Here is a 17,465-nt window from a genome sequence, read left to right as displayed (position 1 = left end):
TTGGGTTTTTTTGACGAAACGAGATGTTATAATTAATTGTGCAATTCAATGCTAACTATTTATACTAGAATACTTTGAAATAGATAAACAGATTAGAGATAGAAAAAACACTACTAAGATTTGACAGCAAAAGAAACTACATAGGGTGTGATGAAGTTTGATCGAAATGATCGATGTATGGAAAACTTACCCAAATGGTGTAATGGCACTGAACGGGATAGACGTCCATATTGAAAAGGGTGACTTTGTCTATGTAGTCGGTCCGAGTGGTGCGGGGAAATCAACATTCATTAAATGTATGTACCGTCAGGAAAAGCCGACGAAAGGCAATATTATTATAAATGGCAAGAGTTTAACGAAAGTGAAGGAACGTCATATTCCTTACTTGAGACGCCAAATTGGGGTAGTCTTCCAGGACTTTAAACTGTTATCGAAACTATCTGTCTATGAAAATGTCGCGTTTGCTCTCGAGGTTATCGAGGAGTCTCCGAAAGTCGTAAGGAGACAAGTCATGGAAACACTTGAGCTCGTAGGTCTCAAGAACAAAGCGCGGTTTCTTCCAGATGAACTTTCCGGAGGAGAGCAGCAGCGTGTTTCCATTGCCCGCTCCATCGTCAATAAGCCGGCCGTCGTGATTGCGGACGAGCCTACCGGTAACTTGGATCCGGAAACAGCATGGGGCATTATGGAAGTTTTCGAAGAAATCTCGAATCGTGGAACCACTGTAGTTATGGCTACCCACAATAAAGAGATTGTAAACACAATTAAGAAGCGTGTTATCGCCATTGAAGGTGGACGAATCGTACGTGACGAGAAGAGAGGTGTCTACGGGTATGAGGATCATACGGACCCAATCTCGTCATATTAAAGAAGGATTCAAGAACCTTGGACGTAACGGATGGATGTCTTTCGCATCTGTCAGTGCCGTAACGGTTACACTTTTACTCGTCGGAGTATTCCTTGTACTACTCCTGAACATCAACTCGGTCGCTTCACAGATTGAAGATGATGTTGAAATCAGAGTATACCTGGACAAGACGATAAAGGAAGATAAGTACGCACAAATTGAAGAAAATCTCAGCAGTATCGATCGCGTAAGCAATGTCCAATTCGTACCGAAGGATGAAGGGCTGAAAGATCTAATCAATAGTTTAGGTGATGAAGGAAAAGTCTTCGAATCACTGAAAAGTGAAAATCCTCTTCCGGATGCATTCTCCGTGAAAACGGAAAAACCTCAAGATACGCCAGTTGTCGCTGAGAAGATTGAGGGCATGCAGAGTGTAACGAAGGTCGAATATGGAAAAGGCACGGTCGAGAAACTGTTTAAAGTTACCGATGCTGCTCGTAATATCGGGCTCATCTTGATTGTAGGTCTCCTCTTCACAGCAATGTTCTTGATTGCCAATACAATCAAGATCACGATTGTGACGAGAGGTAAAGAGATTGAAATAATGAAATTGGTAGGAGCGACAAACTCCTTCATCCGAGGACCTTTCTTTGTGGAAGGATTACTCTTGGGGATATTGGGATCGCTCGTTCCGATTGGATTGTTGATTCTCGGCTATCAATTCGTGTATGAAGCGGTAAGCATGAATCTGAAGACGGTTTTCATTCAGCTTTTACCGGTTTATCCACTCATGTTCCAGCTAGCCGGATTGCTCGTCGTTATTGGAGCATTCATCGGTGTTTGGGGCAGCTTGACATCTGTCCGCAAGTTCCTGAAAGTTTAATAGGTAAATTGATCGATTAAGAGAAATGTCCAGCAAAGCCCGCCTTGGCTTTCTGGACCTACATATTAAAAAAGAAGAACCGAATGGGGGATGTAGGGTTGAAAAAGAAAATAATCGTAGCCGTTGCATCACTTGGCCTTATACTTGGAAGTTTTCCGGGGGTCAACAACGATGTTTCAGCTGAATCACTAAAAGACAAAATCAATGATGTAAAAGAAAAACGAGAAGCGAATAAATCAGAACAAGACAAAGTGAAATCCGAAATTGAAAAGATCAAGCATGACCAAGAACTTCTAAATGCTGAAATCAAGAAACTCGACCAACAGGTCTCTGAAACAGAAAACCAAATCGACAAGAAAGAAAAAGAAATCAAAAAGACAAAAGAAGATATTGAGCGTTTGAAAGCCGAAATCGTTGTCATTGAAAAGCGTATCGCTGAACGAGACAAAATGTTGAAGGACCGTGTCAAAGCTATGTATGAAAACGGTGGATCCGTCCAGTACATAGAAGTATTGCTTGGCTCAAGCAGCTTCGGTGACTTCCTGGATCGTGTCTTCGCATTGAACCAGATCGCTGAGCAGGATAAAGAGATTCTAGAAGCGCATAAAGCCGATAAAATCGCACTAGAAGAAGCGAAAGCGAAAGTCGAAAAAGAGCTTGAAACATTGAACACACAAATGAAAGAATTGGAAAGCTTGAAAGTAAGCTTGAACCAAAAAGTAGAACGAAAAAATGCATTGCTTGGTGACTTGAAAGAAGAAGAAAAGCATATGCATGATGAACTTGCTAAGATTGAAGACGAAGGTGACCTGCTTGCGAAACAGCAAGCTGCATTTGAAGCAGAAAAGCGTCGTCAAGAAGAAGCAGCACGTCGTGCAGCTCAATCGAACAGTGGTGGTAGCTCAGCTTCTGCACCAGCTGTAACAGGCGGAATGTTCATGAAACCGTCGGCAGGAGCATTCACTTCTGGATTCGGTCCACGTTGGGGAAGCATGCACGCTGGTATCGACATCGCACGTGGTGGAACTGTTCCGGTCGTAGCATCAGCTGCAGGAACGGTCATCAAGTCTTACTACTCAAGCAGTTATGGTAATGTTGTCTTTATTGCCCACTATCTCAATGGACAAACATACACATCGGTTTACGCTCACCTAAGAGATCGTCACGTTGGTAATGGCGCATCTGTAGAAAAAGGACAGCAAATTGGGATTATGGGGAATACAGGAAGATCGACTGGACAGCACTTGCACTTTGAAATCCATAGAGGACAATGGAACTCAAGCAAGTCAAACGCAATCAACCCGAGACAATTCTTCTAAAATAAGGATATAAAAACAACCTCCGAAATTGGAGGTTGTTTTTTATTGGCCATTTCTTTGCACGAACTTGTTGTACTGTTCTTCCGTAAATGCGACCCAATGACCTGGTTTGACTTCACGGAACTCCACGTCTTCATCATGGGGGTTCGACTTTTTCGGGTCATAGTGCGTTCGTTTTCGGTCTCGTTCGTAATCCGGGTCTGGACGCGGGATTGCGGTCAAAAGTGATTGCGTATATGGGTGCATCGGATTGCGGTATAGCTCGTCACTTTCAGCCAGTTCCACGAGACGACCGTTGTACATGACGCCGATTCGGTCGCTGATGTATTTGACCATGGAAAGGTCATGGGCGATGAACAGATAAGTGAGCCCTTTTTCTTTTTGCAGCTTTCTCATCAGATTGACGACTTGCGCCTGGATCGACACATCGAGTGCGGAAATCGGTTCGTCCGCGATGATGAATTCCGGATCGACCGCTAAGGCTCGTGCAATACCGATTCTTTGTCGCTGACCACCACTGAATTCATGTGGATAACGGTTCGCATGCTCTCGGTTCAATCCTACTGTGACGAGCAGGTCATACACTTTTTCCATACGTTCCGATTTATTCTTCGCAAGCTTATGGATGTCGATGCCTTCTGCGATGATGTCCGCTACCGTCATACGTGGGTTAAGGGATGCGTACGGATCCTGGAAAATCATCTGCATCTTCCGGTTGAACTTGAGCATATCTTTCGTATTTTTCTTTCCGTGTACATTTTCTCCGTTAAAAATGACCTCTCCACCGGATGCTTCGTAAAGCCGGATGATGGTGCGACCTGTCGTTGACTTTCCGGATCCAGATTCACCGACGAGCCCGAATGTCTCACCTTTATAGATGTCGAAGCTGACTTGATCGACGGCTTTCACAATGTTCCCACGGCCGGTATTGAAATGCTTGGACAGGTTTTTCACTTGTACGATCTTTTCTCTATCGGCTGCCATTCGGTTCACCTTTTCCTAGTTTCTTTTCTCGGAAGTATTGAATCCGTTTCTGGACGACTGGCGGTGGCTCTACTTTCGGTGCATCTTTATGAAGAAGCCACGTTTTTGCAAAATGTGTATCGGATACTTGGAACATCGGTGGCTCGTATTCGAAATCAATTTTCATCGCATACGCGCTTCGGAGGGCAAAGGCATCTCCTTTTGGCGGATTGACGAGGTCAGGAGGAGACCCTGGTATCGCAGTCAGTTCTTCCTCTTCGTTCGTCAGGTCAGGCATGGAGGAGAGCAGTCCCCAAGTGTACGGATGCTTCGGATTGTAAAAGATTTCGTCTACTGTGCCGGTTTCCACGATCTGTCCGGCGTACATGACAGCGACGCGGTCTGCGACGTTGGCAACGACTCCGAGGTCATGCGTGATGAATATGATGGATGTGCCAAATTCTTCTTGTAGTTCATTCATCAGCTCCAGGATCTGTGCTTGGATCGTAACGTCGAGAGCAGTCGTCGGTTCGTCTGCAATAAGGAGCTTCGGCTTTGTCGCGAGTGCAATCGCAATCATGGCCCGTTGTCGCATTCCACCTGAGAATTCGTGCGGATATTGGTTCGCACGTTTATCCGGCATCGGGATCCCGACCCGATCGAGCAGCTCAATCGCTCGTTTTTTCGCATCAGATTGAGAGATCTTTTCGTGCTTCATCAATCCTTCGATGATCTGACGACCGACTTTCATCGTCGGATTGAGGGAGGTCATGGGATCCTGAAAGATCATGCCGATATCTTTTCCACGGATTGATTCCATTTGGCGGTCGGACTTATGGACAAGATCTTCACCTTCAAAGAGGATCGAGCCTCCGACAAATTTACCGGGTGGCATCGGAATCAGTTTCATGATCGATTGTGTGGTGACACTTTTACCGGATCCGGATTCGCCGACGATGGCGAGCGTTTCTCCTTTACGGACCTCGAAATTCACACCCCGTACAGCTTTTACCTCACCAGCATGGGTAAAAAAGGAGACTTCTAAATCTTTCACTTCTAAAACTTTGTCCACGGATTTCACTCCTTTCAGCATTATTTTCGTAGTTTCGGATCCAAGGCGTCTCGTAATCCGTCACCGATGACGTTGAAGGCGAAAATCGTCAAACTGATGAACGTCGCAGGGAAGAAAAGTCTCCATGGGAAGTAGCGCATGGCCGGGAGACCCTCACTCGCCATCGTTCCCCAACTCGCAAGCGGTGCGGGTACTCCGAGACCTAAGTAGCTTAAGAATGCCTCTGTGAAAATCGCATTCGGTATTGTAAGAGTCATCGTAATAAGGATCGGTCCCATCGTGTTCGGGATGAGATGTTTGTTCATCACCCGGGTCGTTTTCGCCCCTAACGTTTGGGAAGCGAGCACGAATTCCTGGTTTTTCAATTGTAAAACCTGACCGCGGACGATACGGGCCATGTTGATCCAACCGGTGATGGTCATCGCGATGATCATCGTCGTCAGTCCTGGTTCCAAGACGACCATCAGGAGGATGACGAGTAGTAAGTAAGGAACAGCCCATAAGATGTCGGCTGCCCGCATCATGATTTCATCTACCCGACCACCTCTGAACCCGGCGATACCACCCCAGATGACACCGATGAATAAGTCGATGACTGCAGCTGAGAACCCGATGAAAAGGGAGATACGAGCGCCTTCCCAAACACGGGTGAACATGTCACGGCCGAGATTGTCGGTTCCGAACCAATGCTCTGCACTGGGTGCTTCGTTAACGGCTTCCAGATTGTTTTCATAGTAGTTGTATGGGGTCATCATCGGACCGAAGATGGCCATGAACAATAAAAGGGCCAGCAACACGACTCCTGAAAGGGCAAGCTTGTTCTTCCGGAAACGCATCCATACATCTTTCCAGAAGGAGAGGCTTGGACGGGTGATTTTTTCTGCGTCATCTGCCCTTACATCAACGAGTTCGAGAGATTCAATCGGTATATCATCCATGTTCATATGTTGTTTAGACATAAACGTTAGTCTCCTTTCTTCCCGGCGATTTGGATACGAGGGTCAATCAATCCGTATGCGATATCGACAAGGAGAATGGATACGAGTAATAAGATACTGAAAAATACGGTTACACCCATGATGGTCGTGTAATCCCGATTCGTGATGCTTGTGACGAAGTGCATACCGAGACCTGGTACACCGAAGATTTTCTCAATGATGAAGCTTCCGGTGAGGATCGCGGAGATGAGCGGTCCCATGTAGGAAACGACCGGGAGCAACGCGTTCCGGATCGTATGACGCCAGATGATGACGTTTTTGCTGAGACCTTTCGATTTTGCCGTCCGGATGTAATCGTTACTGAGCACTTCGAGCATGCTTGAACGGGTGAGCCGGGCGATGAAAGCCATCGGTGTCGTAGCGAGTGCAAGTGCAGGTAAAACGGAATGCATGAACGAATCCCAACGTGCGACGGGGAAAAGTCCGAGCTGCATCGCTAAAAAGTATTGGAACACCGAGGCGATGATGAAGGAAGGGACCGAGATGCCGAGTACGGCAACAATCATTGCTCCGTAGTCCTGCCATTCATTATGTTTCAATGCAGCGATCGTACCGAGAAGGATTCCGACTGCAACGGCGACAAGAATCGCTTCCATTCCGAGATAAAAAGAGACCGGAAAACCGTTGTTGATCAGGTCGTTTACGGTCTGTCCTTTATAGGTGAACGATGGACCGAAATCCCATTGTGCGATGGATACGAGGTAGTCGAAATATTGTTTATACCAAGGTTGATCGAGACCGTAGAACGCATTCAAGTTCGCTTGGATGGCAGGCGGCAGTTCTTTTTCACCGGTAAACGGACCACCAGGTGCTGCCCGCATCAAGCCGAATGTCGCTGTCACGATGACGAGAAGTGAGATAATCATGAAAAAAAGGCGTTTCAAAATGTAAATGAACAACGGAACCACCTCCTTAATTTTATGGAGGTGCCAGGCACCGATTCGGAACCCTTATGGCGCAAGGGTTCCTGAACGGTGCCTGGCACTATTTACAAACCCTTGTGCAGCAAGGGGTTTAAATCAGTACCTGGTACGGCAGTATTTTTGGTTACTTCATCGAGGCCCATTTGAATTGGGCGTCTCCGAGTCCGGATAGGACGACATCTTGCAGGTTTTCATTTTGCACCCATGTGTTTGTGTAGAAGTAGATCGGTGCAATTGGCATATCATCCATGAGGATTTCTTCTGCTTGCTTCAACAATTTCAGACGAGCTTTTTCATCAGTTTCAGTTGCGGATTGCTCTAGCAATGAAGCGAACTCTTCATTGTGCCAGCGTGTATCGTTGTTTCCGCCTTTTTCTTTATAAAGCTCAAGGAAGTTGATTGGGTCGTTGTAATCTCCAAGCCATCCCATACGACCGATTTGATAATCTCCGCCGTGCAGCTTGTCAATGTACACTTTCCATTCCGCGTTACTGAGCTTCACGTCGATACCAAGGTTCTTCTTCCACATGTCCTGGATCGCTTGTGCTACTTTTGCATGCGATTCGGATGTGTTATATGAAAGCGTGATTGGCGGTAAGTCTGTCACACTGCCATAGCCTTCTTCTTTCAATCCTTTTTCAAGCAGTTTCTTCGCTTCAGACACGTTGTTGTCTTCGAAGTAGCCTTTTTCATTTTCTTCGATCATGGTAGGAGGGACAGCTGCCATTCCAGGGATTTGTCCACCTTTCGTGATGTTGTTGACGATAGCATCACGGTTGATTGAATACGCAAAGGCTTTACGGATGTTTACGTTGTTGAACGGTTTTTTCTCAGTGTTGAACTTGTACCAGTACGTTCCGGCAATCGGTTCAATGTTCAAACGGTCTTCCTTTTTCAGAGACGGAATTGCTTCAGTCGGCAACGTCCCCATCGGAGATCCAGCCCAGTCGAGCTCACCGTTATCAAACATGCTAAGCTCTGTATTCGGATCGTTGACCATGATCATCTCGATCTGTTCAAGGTTCACAACCTCGTTATCCCAGTAATCTTTGTTTTTCTCTAAAATGATCTTGTCGTTGTGCTCCCAAGTCGTCATCACAAAAGGTCCGTTAGACGTGTAGTTGTCACCAGCATCTGTGTACCAGTTTGGATTTTCCTTCGCAATCTTACTGTTGACTGGGAAGTATGTGTAGAATGCAGTCAGCTCTAAGAAATAAGGTGTCGGATTCTCAAGCGTTACCTCTAACGTCTTCTCATCTACGGCTTTTACACCGACTTCATCGACAGACGCTTTACCCATATTCGCAGACTCACCATTTTTCAAATAGTACAATTGATAAGCGTATTGCGCTTCATTCTTAGGATCGAGCGCCCATTTCCAAGCGTACTCGAAGTCCTGAGCAGTCACTTTGTCCCCGTTAGACCATGTTGCATCACGGATCGTGAATGTGTACTTCTTCAAGTCCTCAGACTTCTCAATTTCTTCAGCCATCGCGTTTTCAGGCTCGCCATCTTTACCGATACGCGTTAACCCTTCAAACGTTTGCAGCAAAACACCACCTGAAGTCGTGTCATTCGCTAGACCAGGATTCAATGAAAATGGTTCTGTGTTGATATTTACGCGGATTTTCTGTTCTCCGCCAGCTCCACCGCCATCACCGCCGCCTGGTGCACAAGCAGCAATCAGAAGCGTGAAAGCGAGTACGAAACTAAAAGCAACGAAAATATGTTTCTTGTGATTTTTTAATTGGTTCAGCACGTCATTACCTCCATATTCTCTTTCATTTCGGTTTAGTATCTCTCTCACCGGTCTGTAAATATGCATGAAAAAGTGTTTGATTTTACGGAAGCGGTACTATTTCAATTGGATAAAAACTGGAGGAAATGAAGGGTGAATTGTTGTTTCAGCAGTCTTTCTGTAGTAAGCTAAAAGGAGCAAATATAGTGTGAATTTTCAATGGATGATCATGACTCATAAAGTAAACAAGCTGTTCATATAGTATAGTGAGTAAGCGAGCGGCACGGACTTAAGGGGGACCTTACTCATGTGAGAAGGCATCGCATCTTGGAGGTGTGATGCCTTTTCCTGCAAACACGATGAGGTGATAGAGATGGATTTGAAAGGAAAAGTGGTTGCGTTGATCGCTGCCGGTTCGTTAGCAGTCGGAGCAGGTGGTACATACGCCGGCATGACACTGTTTTCGGATGACGACCGCACGCCTTCGTTACTGGAAAAGGCGAAGGAAAACGGAACGAACCTGAATGTCGGAAGTTCGGCGACCGAAGAAGAGTTTGATAAAATCGAACAAACCTATGAACTCATTCTGGACAAATATGTAGAAGACGTGGATAAGCAAAAGCTGTTGGAGGGCGCTATCCAGGGGATGGTGAACACGCTCGACGATCCGTATTCCGTCTATATGGATCAAGAGACCGCCAAGCAATTCAACGACACGCTCGAGTCTTCTTTCGAGGGGATTGGAGCGGAAGTGACAATGATGGACGGTTTCGTGACGATCGTGGCGCCGTTCGAGGATTCCCCAGCCGAACAGGCAGGCTTGAAGCCGCACGACCAGATCATCTCCATTGACGGAGAGAGTACGAAAGGTCTGGATCTTTACGAAGCAGTCTTGAAGATTCGTGGTAAAAAAGGAACGACCGTCAAGCTCGAAGTGAAACGGGCAGGCGTCACCAACCCACTGACGGTTGAAGTGAAGCGCGATGAAATTCCGATCGAAACAGTCTACTCGGAGGTCATTGAAGAAAACGGAAAGAAAGTGGGTCACTTGAAAATCACGTCATTCTCAGAAGATACGGCTGCGGACTTTGAAAAGCAGCTGAAGGCTTTAGAGAAAAAAGGAATGGATGGCCTCGTCATCGATGTGCGTGGTAACCCAGGTGGTTTCCTGAATGCCGTCCAGGATATTTCCAAGCTGTTCATCACGAATGAAGAGCCGATCGTCCAAATCGAGTCGAGAGCAGGCGACAAGCAGCGCTTCTTCTCTGAACTGAAGAGTAAGAAGGACTATCCGATCGTGGCCTTGATCGACCGTGGAAGTGCGTCGGCATCTGAAATCTTAGCGGCTGCGTTAAAAGAAGCGGGCGGATACGAGGTTGTCGGTGAGAAATCCTTCGGAAAAGGGACCGTCCAGCAAGCGGTTGAAATGGATGATGGAAGCAACATCAAGCTGACGATGTACAAATGGCTGACACCAGACGGCAACTGGATCCATAAGAAAGGCGTCAAGCCGACCGTCGAAGTTCAGCAGCCAGACTTCTATCGTGCAAATCCGATCTCTCTTGAAGATAAAGAGCTTACTTTTGATATGAACGGAGAACAGGTGAAGAACGTCCAGACGATTTTGAAAGGACTTGGTTTCAACCCGGGACGTGACGACGGATACTTTGATGAAAAGACCGAAACAGCAGTCCGCGCATTCCAAAATGCGAACGGCTTGTCGGCAACGGGTAAAGTAAATGAAGAAACAGCGTCCTTGATGGAGCAAAAACTGCTTGAAAAGATTGATAGCGGCAAAAACGACCAACAGCTGAAAACAGCAGTTGAAGTCCTTTTCAATAAGTAATAAGCAGGATGAACCATGCATCTGTCGAATATATCCGTAGAAGATGACCCTTCTACGGATTTTATTTTTGTTTCCGGAACGAATGGTTTAGGAGGAGCATTAATGAACATTGGAGATCTATTGTATCAGCTGTTCGCTTTTATAGTATTGATCGGTACAATTGCCGGTATTGTTTTCGTGGTGAAATATATGATCGTCAAACAAAAACAAATGCGTGAGCTGAATAATAAGCTTGATCGACTTTTGGAAGAAAAACAGAAAGAATAGTCTGGGGGAAGACTTATGCAAGAAATCGTTTGGGACATCTTTAAAGGAATGGGATGGTTCTTTCTCAACCCGCTTTTTTATGTAATTTTACTGTTGATCGGGTTTCATGCAGTCGTCCGGGTCAAGCGTGAACGGAGTGATTTTCACATCCGTGTATACGACGCGATGGATGACTTTGTGAAAGGGATCTTCCCGGGACTTTTAATCGGACTCATCTTTTGCTTATTGAGTGTATTTGCAGGACTGCTTTTGCCGTTCGGGGTCATTGCGGTCATGTCGGCGTTTTACATACTATTAGGACTTACTTTACGGAAAAACTTATTTCATCCGGTGTTCGCCGGGTTGCTGACCTTTTTGGCAGCAGCTTATTTACCGGAATTCACAACTGGTGTCACACTGATTGATGGCTGGCTTGCTGATTTACAAGGGGCTTCGCTCGGTATGATTGCCTTGCTAGTGGCGGCTCTCGTTGTGGCGGAAGGCATTTTATTGATGTCCGTAGGTGCACAAAACACTTCACCGATTCTTTTGCGTGGTAAAAGAGGAAAAGGCATCGGCGCGCATGTCATCAGCCGCATCTGGCTCGTGCCGTTGTTCGTGCTCGTTCCAGGTGGCGCGATTGCGTCGAACAGCTGGTTTCCATTGCTGCAGCTTGGTGAAGCAAGCGTTGGCGTCGTGTTAGTGCCGTTTGCGATTGGCTTCCACCACGTCGTATCCCAGTCCATGCCAGAGCCTGTCGTGAAAAACATCGGGTTACGGTTCATGTGGCTCGGGGTGATTTTGCTGGTCGGAGCGATAACATTGGTCTGGTTCGAGTTGGAGCAGTTCGCTTTTGGGGTCGTTGCGCTCGCATTCGTTGGCCGAAACGCGCTGATTCTCTTTTATCGTAAGCTGGAGGTGGAGCGTGCCCCTTATTTCAGTGCCTTGAACGAAGGTCTGCGCGTGCTTGGTATCATCCCAGGTTCTCCAGCATCTAAAATGAACGTTTCAATCGGGGAGCGGATCGTGAAGGTGAATGGTCGCAAGATGGAGCGAGTGGAAGACTTCTATGGAGCGGTCCAGAGCAATGCCCAGTTTTGTAAAATGGAGGTGCTGAATGCGAATAACGATGTCCGCTTCGTGCAACGCTCTCTATATGAAAATGAGCATCACGAACTTGGATTGCTTTTCGCCCAACCTGAAAAAGCGAAACGTAGAAAAGTTGTAGGTTAATATTGAATTGTTCTAAACCGTCCAGTAGGGCGGTTTTTTTATGTTTTATTCGAACGAGTATTTCCATAAGTTCCAAAGTGTGTGAGGACAGAATAGGATTATTGTAAGTCAATCCGAACCAAGAGGTGAGAGAATGCTCGTAAGTGTGGTAATGGCGGTATATAACGGTGGGGAATATCTGAAAGATGCAGTCGATAGTATTCTGAATCAATCGTATAAAAATCTAGAATTCATCATTGTAAATGATGCCTCGACGGATCACACCAGAGACTACCTCGAATCAATAAAGGACCCACGCGTACGCGTTTTTCATCAAAAAACGAATCGAGGGACACCGGTTTGTTTAAATCTCGCAATCAGTCATGCAAACGGGGAATGGATTGCGATCCAGGACGCAGACGATATGAGTATGCCGTCGAGAATACAAGAGCAAGTCAATTATCTTAAGCGCTTCCCAGAGGTAGGGCTCCTCGGTACATTCGTCAAATGCATTTGTAATCATGGAGAATTACCAGTGATGGAATTAATAAAGATGGAGTCAGGGTTTAATGTGTATCGTGAACATCAGGAAATCATGGAGAACCGTTTTTGGGGATGTCCTTTTTGCCACGGCTCCACCATGTATTCCAAAAAGCTCTTTGACGATGTTGGAGGGTACAACGAAGATTATCGAATATGTCAGGATTACGGTTTATGGCTGCGCATGCTAGAAAAAACAAAAGCTCACAAGCTACCTCAGTACTTATATCAATATCGTGTTCATAGTGATTCTGTCAGTCATCAAGATAACCATTCGACCTATATTGAAATATGGAGACTGATCACTCATCATATTAAAAATCAACTTGTGAGTAAAGGTGTAGAAGAGCCAAGTTTTATTCTTGTTGCTTTAGAGCCGGTTAGTGATCTGTTTATGGAACATGTGTCAGTAATGAATGATTTAAATGTGATACAGGTTGTCAGTAATCCTGAACAACTCGATGTTAATAAAGGTCAGGCTGATGCAGTTGTATTTTTAGATACGAACAACTTCAAGGAATTGTATCAGAGGTTGTTAACAATGGGGTGGACACTTAACGATAATCTGTTCAAAATTTGGACGCAGCTATGACTCAGCCTTACAAGTAACCAGCCCATATTTTAAAAAGGGAAGCATTCCATACCATTCCTTTGTTTTGAAGCTCTTGAAAGAGGGCCAGATATTGAATGCCTTCTAGTAAAATGACTGCATCCGTTTTTCCACTTAGAAAAGAATTATGGATCATTTGTGCCTCGTCTGGTTGAGGCGAGTGGATATACCTATTTACATTCAAATCACATTTTTCCGCCAGTCGTTCAAATTCCTTACAAGCTTGAGAATTACCCAACACAGAAATGAAGGGACGATGTCCGACCTCCTTTGAAACGATATTATGAATGTATTTCGTAGCTACGACCCAGTCCTCATTGATCTGTCCGTCATTCCCATTACTTAAGGATTCGGCATGGATTCGATAATGATAAAGATGTTTCGGAAGTTTATGAATTTCCCCAAATTCAAACATCCTCATCCAAAGATCGTAGTCATAACATACTCTGAATGTAGGATCATACTTACCCGCCTTGTAAAAGGCAGTTCTCGAAAACAGCATAGAACCGTGACATAATGGATTGATATAAAAGCGATACCTTTTCATCTGCTCTTCATCCATCAAGAAGTTGCTGTGCTCTTCCCTTTTCAAGCGTTTCTCTTCTACAGGTATTTTTCCGCTGATGCATTTTTTCAACGTACCGACCGCTACAAGGTCCGGATGCTCTTGAACATACTGGACCTGCTCTTCTAGTCTTGTAGGATGACTTAAGTCGTCCGCATCTTGTATCGCAATCCAATCTCCACTCGCTACCTGTATACCATGGTTCAGAGCATTGGCTGCCCCGCCATTACAATCTAAATGGATGACCTCAACCTTTTGATTTCGAACCTGATCCAGGATTTGTTTCGTGCGATCGGTCGAGCCATCATTCACAATGATGAATTCAAAATGCTGATAAGTTTGCTGCAATATGCTTTCAATGGCCTCTTGTAAATAGAGCTCACTATTGTAGACCGCCATCACTACCGATACCCGCATAGTATCACCGCACCTCTTTTTTCCACAGTGTATGATGACGAGATCTTATAAATGAAAAATCTATCAACTTATCAAATCTATTAATATATCTACCAGTTTGTCCATTCATACTGGAGAATACTTACATATAGTGGAGGTGTGGAGGTGATTTCATGCCAAGAAAATTACTAGATTACTTTGTAAGTGCTCCGGTTAACAGCAGCGGCTCATTGGATCGTGTCATACCTGTATCTCCATCTAATATCAAACTTGCGGAATTTGGTCTTAACGTGACACAATCGCCGAATATCGTAGACTTGAAGGCTACGATTGGATGGGAAGCAGTTGCAGGCCGTCCTACCGTCCTATTCAAGATCTTCCGCGGAACGCAAGTTATTTTTACAACGATAGATGAATTGGATATTACGCTCATCCAGAATAAAACTGTGACATTCACAGCTGTCGACTTCAACGCTCCAGTCGGTTTCAATAAATACTCGCTGACGGTTGAATTGACAAACCCAGAGGGATTGATCAACCAGGCATCTGTCGTTGGACCGATTACTTTTTCCGGTGCCGCTTACGGCAACGCATAACACTATAAAACACCAGCTCATCAAGGCGGGGATGACCGCCTCGTGAGCTTATTATTGAATTGCTTCCTCGATAAGAAGTATAATGACCGTACATACATAGTTTGGTAAGTGGTTGGGAGGCGTGCTTTGTCATGCTAGAAATAATCGGGGCTTTCATTTTGCCCATCCTGTTGATCCCTTTTCTTGCAAGGGTGACCTATAATCGGCTCGTTGCAATCGGGCTTGTGATCATCGTCATGGTCGTGATCTTCAATAAGTTTGAAAGCTTCTGGACAGTCGTGACCGCAGTAGCGGGGATTCTCATCGGTAGTTATTTTTCACTACGCATCGGTAAAAAAGTAAACAAAAAATGGAGCTAGCGTCTATTTCTTTCAGAGATAGACGCTTTCTTTTTACGTTTAGAAAAGATAACTTTTTAGCAAGAAGATAATAGACGCAGATAAAAAGTTTACGTACAAAGTATAAGTTCAACTAAGGCTCATCATGAGCCAGCTTTTGCTTCACTGAGTTTCCTTTATACGATAAAAAGATTAACTAATCAGATTTTTTAGAAAAATCTGATATAAATTTCATAATGTGAAATAATCCGATTGTTCGATTTTGTCGTTCCTTATATAGTTGTATCAGATTTTACTTATTGGAGGTGACTGGATGGACGTACGCGAGTTGCGTAATTGTTTCGGTAGGTTTGCAACAGGGGTGACCGTCGTGACTTGGGCGGGTGAGGATAAGGTTAAACAAGGGATTACAGTCAATTCCTTTACTTCCGTTTCCTTGGATCCACCGCTCGTACTCGTTTCAATCGACAAAAAAGCGAAGGCTTGTGACAGATTAAAGGAACAGTCATTCATTGTCAATATTCTGGCTTCCGGTCAAGAAGCGATTGCCTGGCAATTTGCAGGTAAAGAGCAACAAGGGTTGGAGATTGAATGGGAAGAGTCGATTCTTGGACCTAAAATCAAAGACTGTCTAGCCACCATTGAGTGTTCCCCATGGGAAGCGTATGAAGGGGGAGACCATATCCTCTATGTAGGAAAAGTTCAAGACTTCAGCTACACAGATGGGGACGGACTCGTTTTTTATCAAGGCAGATTCTCTCAGACGAAAGAGATTGAAAACTATATGAAAAAGTAAATTTCAAAAGGAGGAGAATGGATGGGGATAAGAACAGGTGAACAGTACATTAAAGGGTTGAAAGCGAGAAAGCCTGAAGTTTGGTTAGGCGGTCGAAAAATCGAGGATGTATACTCTGAGCCAATTTTCCGGCAACCGATCCATGAAATTGCAAAACTGTACGATATGCAGCACGATCCAAAGTATCAGGACCGCATTACACATGTCTGTGAAGAGACAGGGGAGCGGGTAAATAACTCCTTCCTCGTTCCAAAAACATTCGAAGATCTGAAAAAAAGAAGTGACTTGTTTGAAGTTTGGTCAAGAGCAACATTCGGTACGATGGGACGTACGCCGGATTTCTTGAATGTGACGGTAACTTCCATGGCTAGCAATACGTGGTTTTTGGAGCAGTATGACCCGCAGTGGGGAGAAAACATGGTCAACTATTTCAAACATGTGCGTGATAATGACGTTTTCTTGACCCATGCCATCATTAATCCACAGAACGATCGGAGTAAGGCATCCCACGAACAGGAGAATGAATTTACCCACCTTGGTGTGGTTGCTGAGAAAGAGGATGGCTTAGTCGTTAGTGGAGCAAAAATGCTTGCTACATTAGCACCTGTGACAGACGAAGTCATCATCTACTCATTCCCAGGATTCCAGCCGGGTGATGAAAAGCATGCAGTAGCTTTCGCTTTGCCGATTGATACACCAGGTCTTAAAATCATTTGCCGCGAGCCGACGCAAGATGGTAAGCGTTCATTATTCGATCATCCTCTCGCTTCCCGTTTTGAAGAAATGGATGCACTTCTCGTGTTTGAAAATGTATTCGTTCCATGGAATCGAGTGTTCATCAATCAAAATGTCGAAGCTGCGAATCTGTTATATCCGAAGACCGGAATCGGAATTCAGCCAGCACATCAATCCGGTGTTCGAGGTTGGGTGAAGCTCTCATTTGCGATGGAAGTAGCTTGTAAGATTGCAGATTCAATCGGGGTGGATGTATATCCGAATGTAAAAACCCAATTAGGTGAATTGATTCAGTCGGTGGAAGTGATCCGCTCCTTGTTAAGAGTGTCCGAGTATGAATATGAAACCACGCCTCAGGGTGAATTACGTCCAGCTGCAGCTCCACTGGAAACGATCCGTGGGATGCTGCCTAAGCTCTATCCGCGTGCGATTGAAATCATTCAGACCATTGGAGCAGGTGGACTGTTGATGTCACCGATGGGTGCAGACTTTGAACATGAAGAACTGAAGCCAATCGTAGACAAATATTATGTAGGCCGTGAAGGGGTTTCCTCTGAAGAACGCGTTCAATTGTTCAAGCTTGCCTGGGATTTATCCGGTGAAGCATTCGGTCAAAGACTTCTCCAATATGAACGGTATTATTCTGGTGACCCACTTAGAAGATTATGCTGGTTCTATGACGGTTTCAAACGAAAATACGACTTCCCAATGGTAAAAGATGCATTAGAAACAGCATCTGCCACACAAAAACAGTTGATTAAAAATTAAAAGTTTAAAAGGAAAAACTCTCCACTTATCTAATAATCTACCGTAGCGGATTTTTAAATATGTTTACAAGGAGA

General features: G+C 45.0%; 17 protein-coding genes. 11 read left to right on the top strand and 6 right to left on the bottom strand.

Features of this window, described 5'->3' with window-relative positions:
* Positions 1-157 precede the first annotated feature (157 nt).
* The 3 genes from ftsE (at position 158) to ACSVDE_RS14290 (ending at position 3,049) form a co-directional block, all read left to right on the top strand.
* The gene (gene ftsE, locus ACSVDE_RS14300) at positions 158-868 is read left to right on the top strand and encodes a cell division ATP-binding protein FtsE (RefSeq protein WP_439301539.1); all 711 of its coding nucleotides are present in this window, start codon (positions 158-160) and stop codon (positions 866-868) included.
* A complete protein-coding gene (gene ftsX, locus ACSVDE_RS14295; RefSeq protein WP_439301538.1) occupies positions 834-1,730 on the top strand; it encodes a permease-like cell division protein FtsX in 897 nt (298 codons plus the stop codon). Before ftsE ends, ftsX begins: the two co-directional genes overlap by 35 nt.
* Positions 1,731-1,828: 98 nt before the next feature.
* Positions 1,829-3,049 carry a murein hydrolase activator EnvC family protein gene (locus tag ACSVDE_RS14290; protein ID WP_439301537.1) on the top strand — a complete coding sequence of 407 codons (1,221 nt, stop codon included), beginning with the start codon at positions 1,829-1,831 and terminating at the stop codon, positions 3,047-3,049.
* A 42-nt stretch (positions 3,050-3,091) separates the two neighbouring features.
* Here ACSVDE_RS14290 and ACSVDE_RS14285 read toward each other — a convergent pair whose 3' ends face one another.
* The 5 genes from ACSVDE_RS14285 to ACSVDE_RS14265 form a co-directional block, all read right to left on the bottom strand.
* On the bottom strand, positions 3,092-4,033 hold the full coding sequence (locus ACSVDE_RS14285) for an ABC transporter ATP-binding protein (protein ID WP_439301536.1): 942 nt from the start codon (positions 4,031-4,033) through the stop codon (positions 3,092-3,094).
* Positions 4,020-5,084: an ABC transporter ATP-binding protein gene (locus ACSVDE_RS14280; protein WP_439301535.1), complete on the bottom strand. Its 1,065-nt coding sequence runs from the start codon at positions 5,082-5,084 to the stop codon at positions 4,020-4,022. The genes ACSVDE_RS14285 and ACSVDE_RS14280 overlap by 14 nt, the downstream gene beginning before the upstream one ends.
* A 20-nt stretch (positions 5,085-5,104) precedes the next feature.
* Positions 5,105-6,022, bottom strand: a complete 918-nt coding sequence (locus tag ACSVDE_RS14275; protein ID WP_439302013.1) for an ABC transporter permease — start codon at positions 6,020-6,022, stop codon at positions 5,105-5,107.
* 26 nt (positions 6,023-6,048) lie between these two features.
* Positions 6,049-6,948, bottom strand: a complete 900-nt coding sequence (locus ACSVDE_RS14270) for an ABC transporter permease (RefSeq protein ID WP_439302012.1) — start codon at positions 6,946-6,948, stop codon at positions 6,049-6,051.
* A 181-nt stretch (positions 6,949-7,129) separates the two neighbouring features.
* Positions 7,130-8,764 (bottom strand): peptide ABC transporter substrate-binding protein, encoded by a 1,635-nt coding sequence (locus ACSVDE_RS14265; protein ID WP_439301534.1) that lies wholly within the window; start codon positions 8,762-8,764, stop codon positions 7,130-7,132.
* A gap of 358 nt (positions 8,765-9,122) precedes the next feature.
* On the opposite strand from ACSVDE_RS14265, the gene ACSVDE_RS14260 reads away from it, so the two are divergent.
* The 4 genes from ACSVDE_RS14260 (at position 9,123) to ACSVDE_RS14245 (ending at position 13,179) form a co-directional block, all read left to right on the top strand.
* Positions 9,123-10,589, top strand: coding sequence for a S41 family peptidase (locus ACSVDE_RS14260; protein ID WP_439302011.1), 1,467 nt, complete (start codon positions 9,123-9,125; stop codon positions 10,587-10,589).
* A 102-nt stretch (positions 10,590-10,691) separates the two neighbouring features.
* On the top strand, positions 10,692-10,856 hold the full coding sequence (locus tag ACSVDE_RS14255) for a DUF4083 family protein (protein ID WP_439301533.1): 165 nt from the start codon (positions 10,692-10,694) through the stop codon (positions 10,854-10,856).
* Positions 10,857-10,871: 15 nt separating this feature from the next.
* Entirely contained in the window at positions 10,872-12,068 is a 1,197-nt protein-coding gene (locus ACSVDE_RS14250) for a hypothetical protein (protein ID WP_439301532.1), read from the top strand.
* Positions 12,069-12,201: 133 nt separating this feature from the next.
* Positions 12,202-13,179, top strand: coding sequence for a glycosyltransferase (locus ACSVDE_RS14245; RefSeq protein WP_439301531.1), 978 nt, complete (start codon positions 12,202-12,204; stop codon positions 13,177-13,179).
* Positions 13,180-13,186: 7 nt separating this feature from the next.
* Here ACSVDE_RS14245 and ACSVDE_RS14240 read toward each other — a convergent pair whose 3' ends face one another.
* Positions 13,187-14,179, bottom strand: a complete 993-nt coding sequence (locus ACSVDE_RS14240; RefSeq protein ID WP_439301530.1) for a glycosyltransferase family 2 protein — start codon at positions 14,177-14,179, stop codon at positions 13,187-13,189.
* 152 nt (positions 14,180-14,331) lie between these two features.
* On the opposite strand from ACSVDE_RS14240, the gene ACSVDE_RS14235 reads away from it, so the two are divergent.
* The 4 genes from ACSVDE_RS14235 to ACSVDE_RS14220 all read left to right on the top strand — a co-directional run bounded on the left by ACSVDE_RS14235 (position 14,332) and on the right by ACSVDE_RS14220 (position 17,391).
* Positions 14,332-14,754 (top strand): hypothetical protein, encoded by a 423-nt coding sequence (locus ACSVDE_RS14235; RefSeq protein WP_439301529.1) that lies wholly within the window; start codon positions 14,332-14,334, stop codon positions 14,752-14,754.
* Positions 14,755-14,885: 131 nt separating this feature from the next.
* Positions 14,886-15,113, top strand: coding sequence for a DUF2198 family protein (locus ACSVDE_RS14230; RefSeq protein WP_439301528.1), 228 nt, complete (start codon positions 14,886-14,888; stop codon positions 15,111-15,113).
* A gap of 292 nt (positions 15,114-15,405) precedes the next feature.
* Positions 15,406-15,888 (top strand): flavin reductase family protein, encoded by a 483-nt coding sequence (locus ACSVDE_RS14225; protein WP_439301527.1) that lies wholly within the window; start codon positions 15,406-15,408, stop codon positions 15,886-15,888.
* A 21-nt stretch (positions 15,889-15,909) separates the two neighbouring features.
* Positions 15,910-17,391 (top strand): 4-hydroxyphenylacetate 3-hydroxylase family protein, encoded by a 1,482-nt coding sequence (locus tag ACSVDE_RS14220; protein ID WP_439301526.1) that lies wholly within the window; start codon positions 15,910-15,912, stop codon positions 17,389-17,391.
* Positions 17,392-17,465: the final 74 nt, after the last annotated feature.

This window comes from Pseudalkalibacillus sp. Hm43, assembly GCF_051842935.1.
Classification (GTDB): Bacteria; Bacillota; Bacilli; order Bacillales; family Fictibacillaceae; genus Pseudalkalibacillus.
The sequence above is the reverse complement of the archived record's forward strand: the minus strand, read 5'-3'. Positions and strand labels throughout refer to the sequence as shown.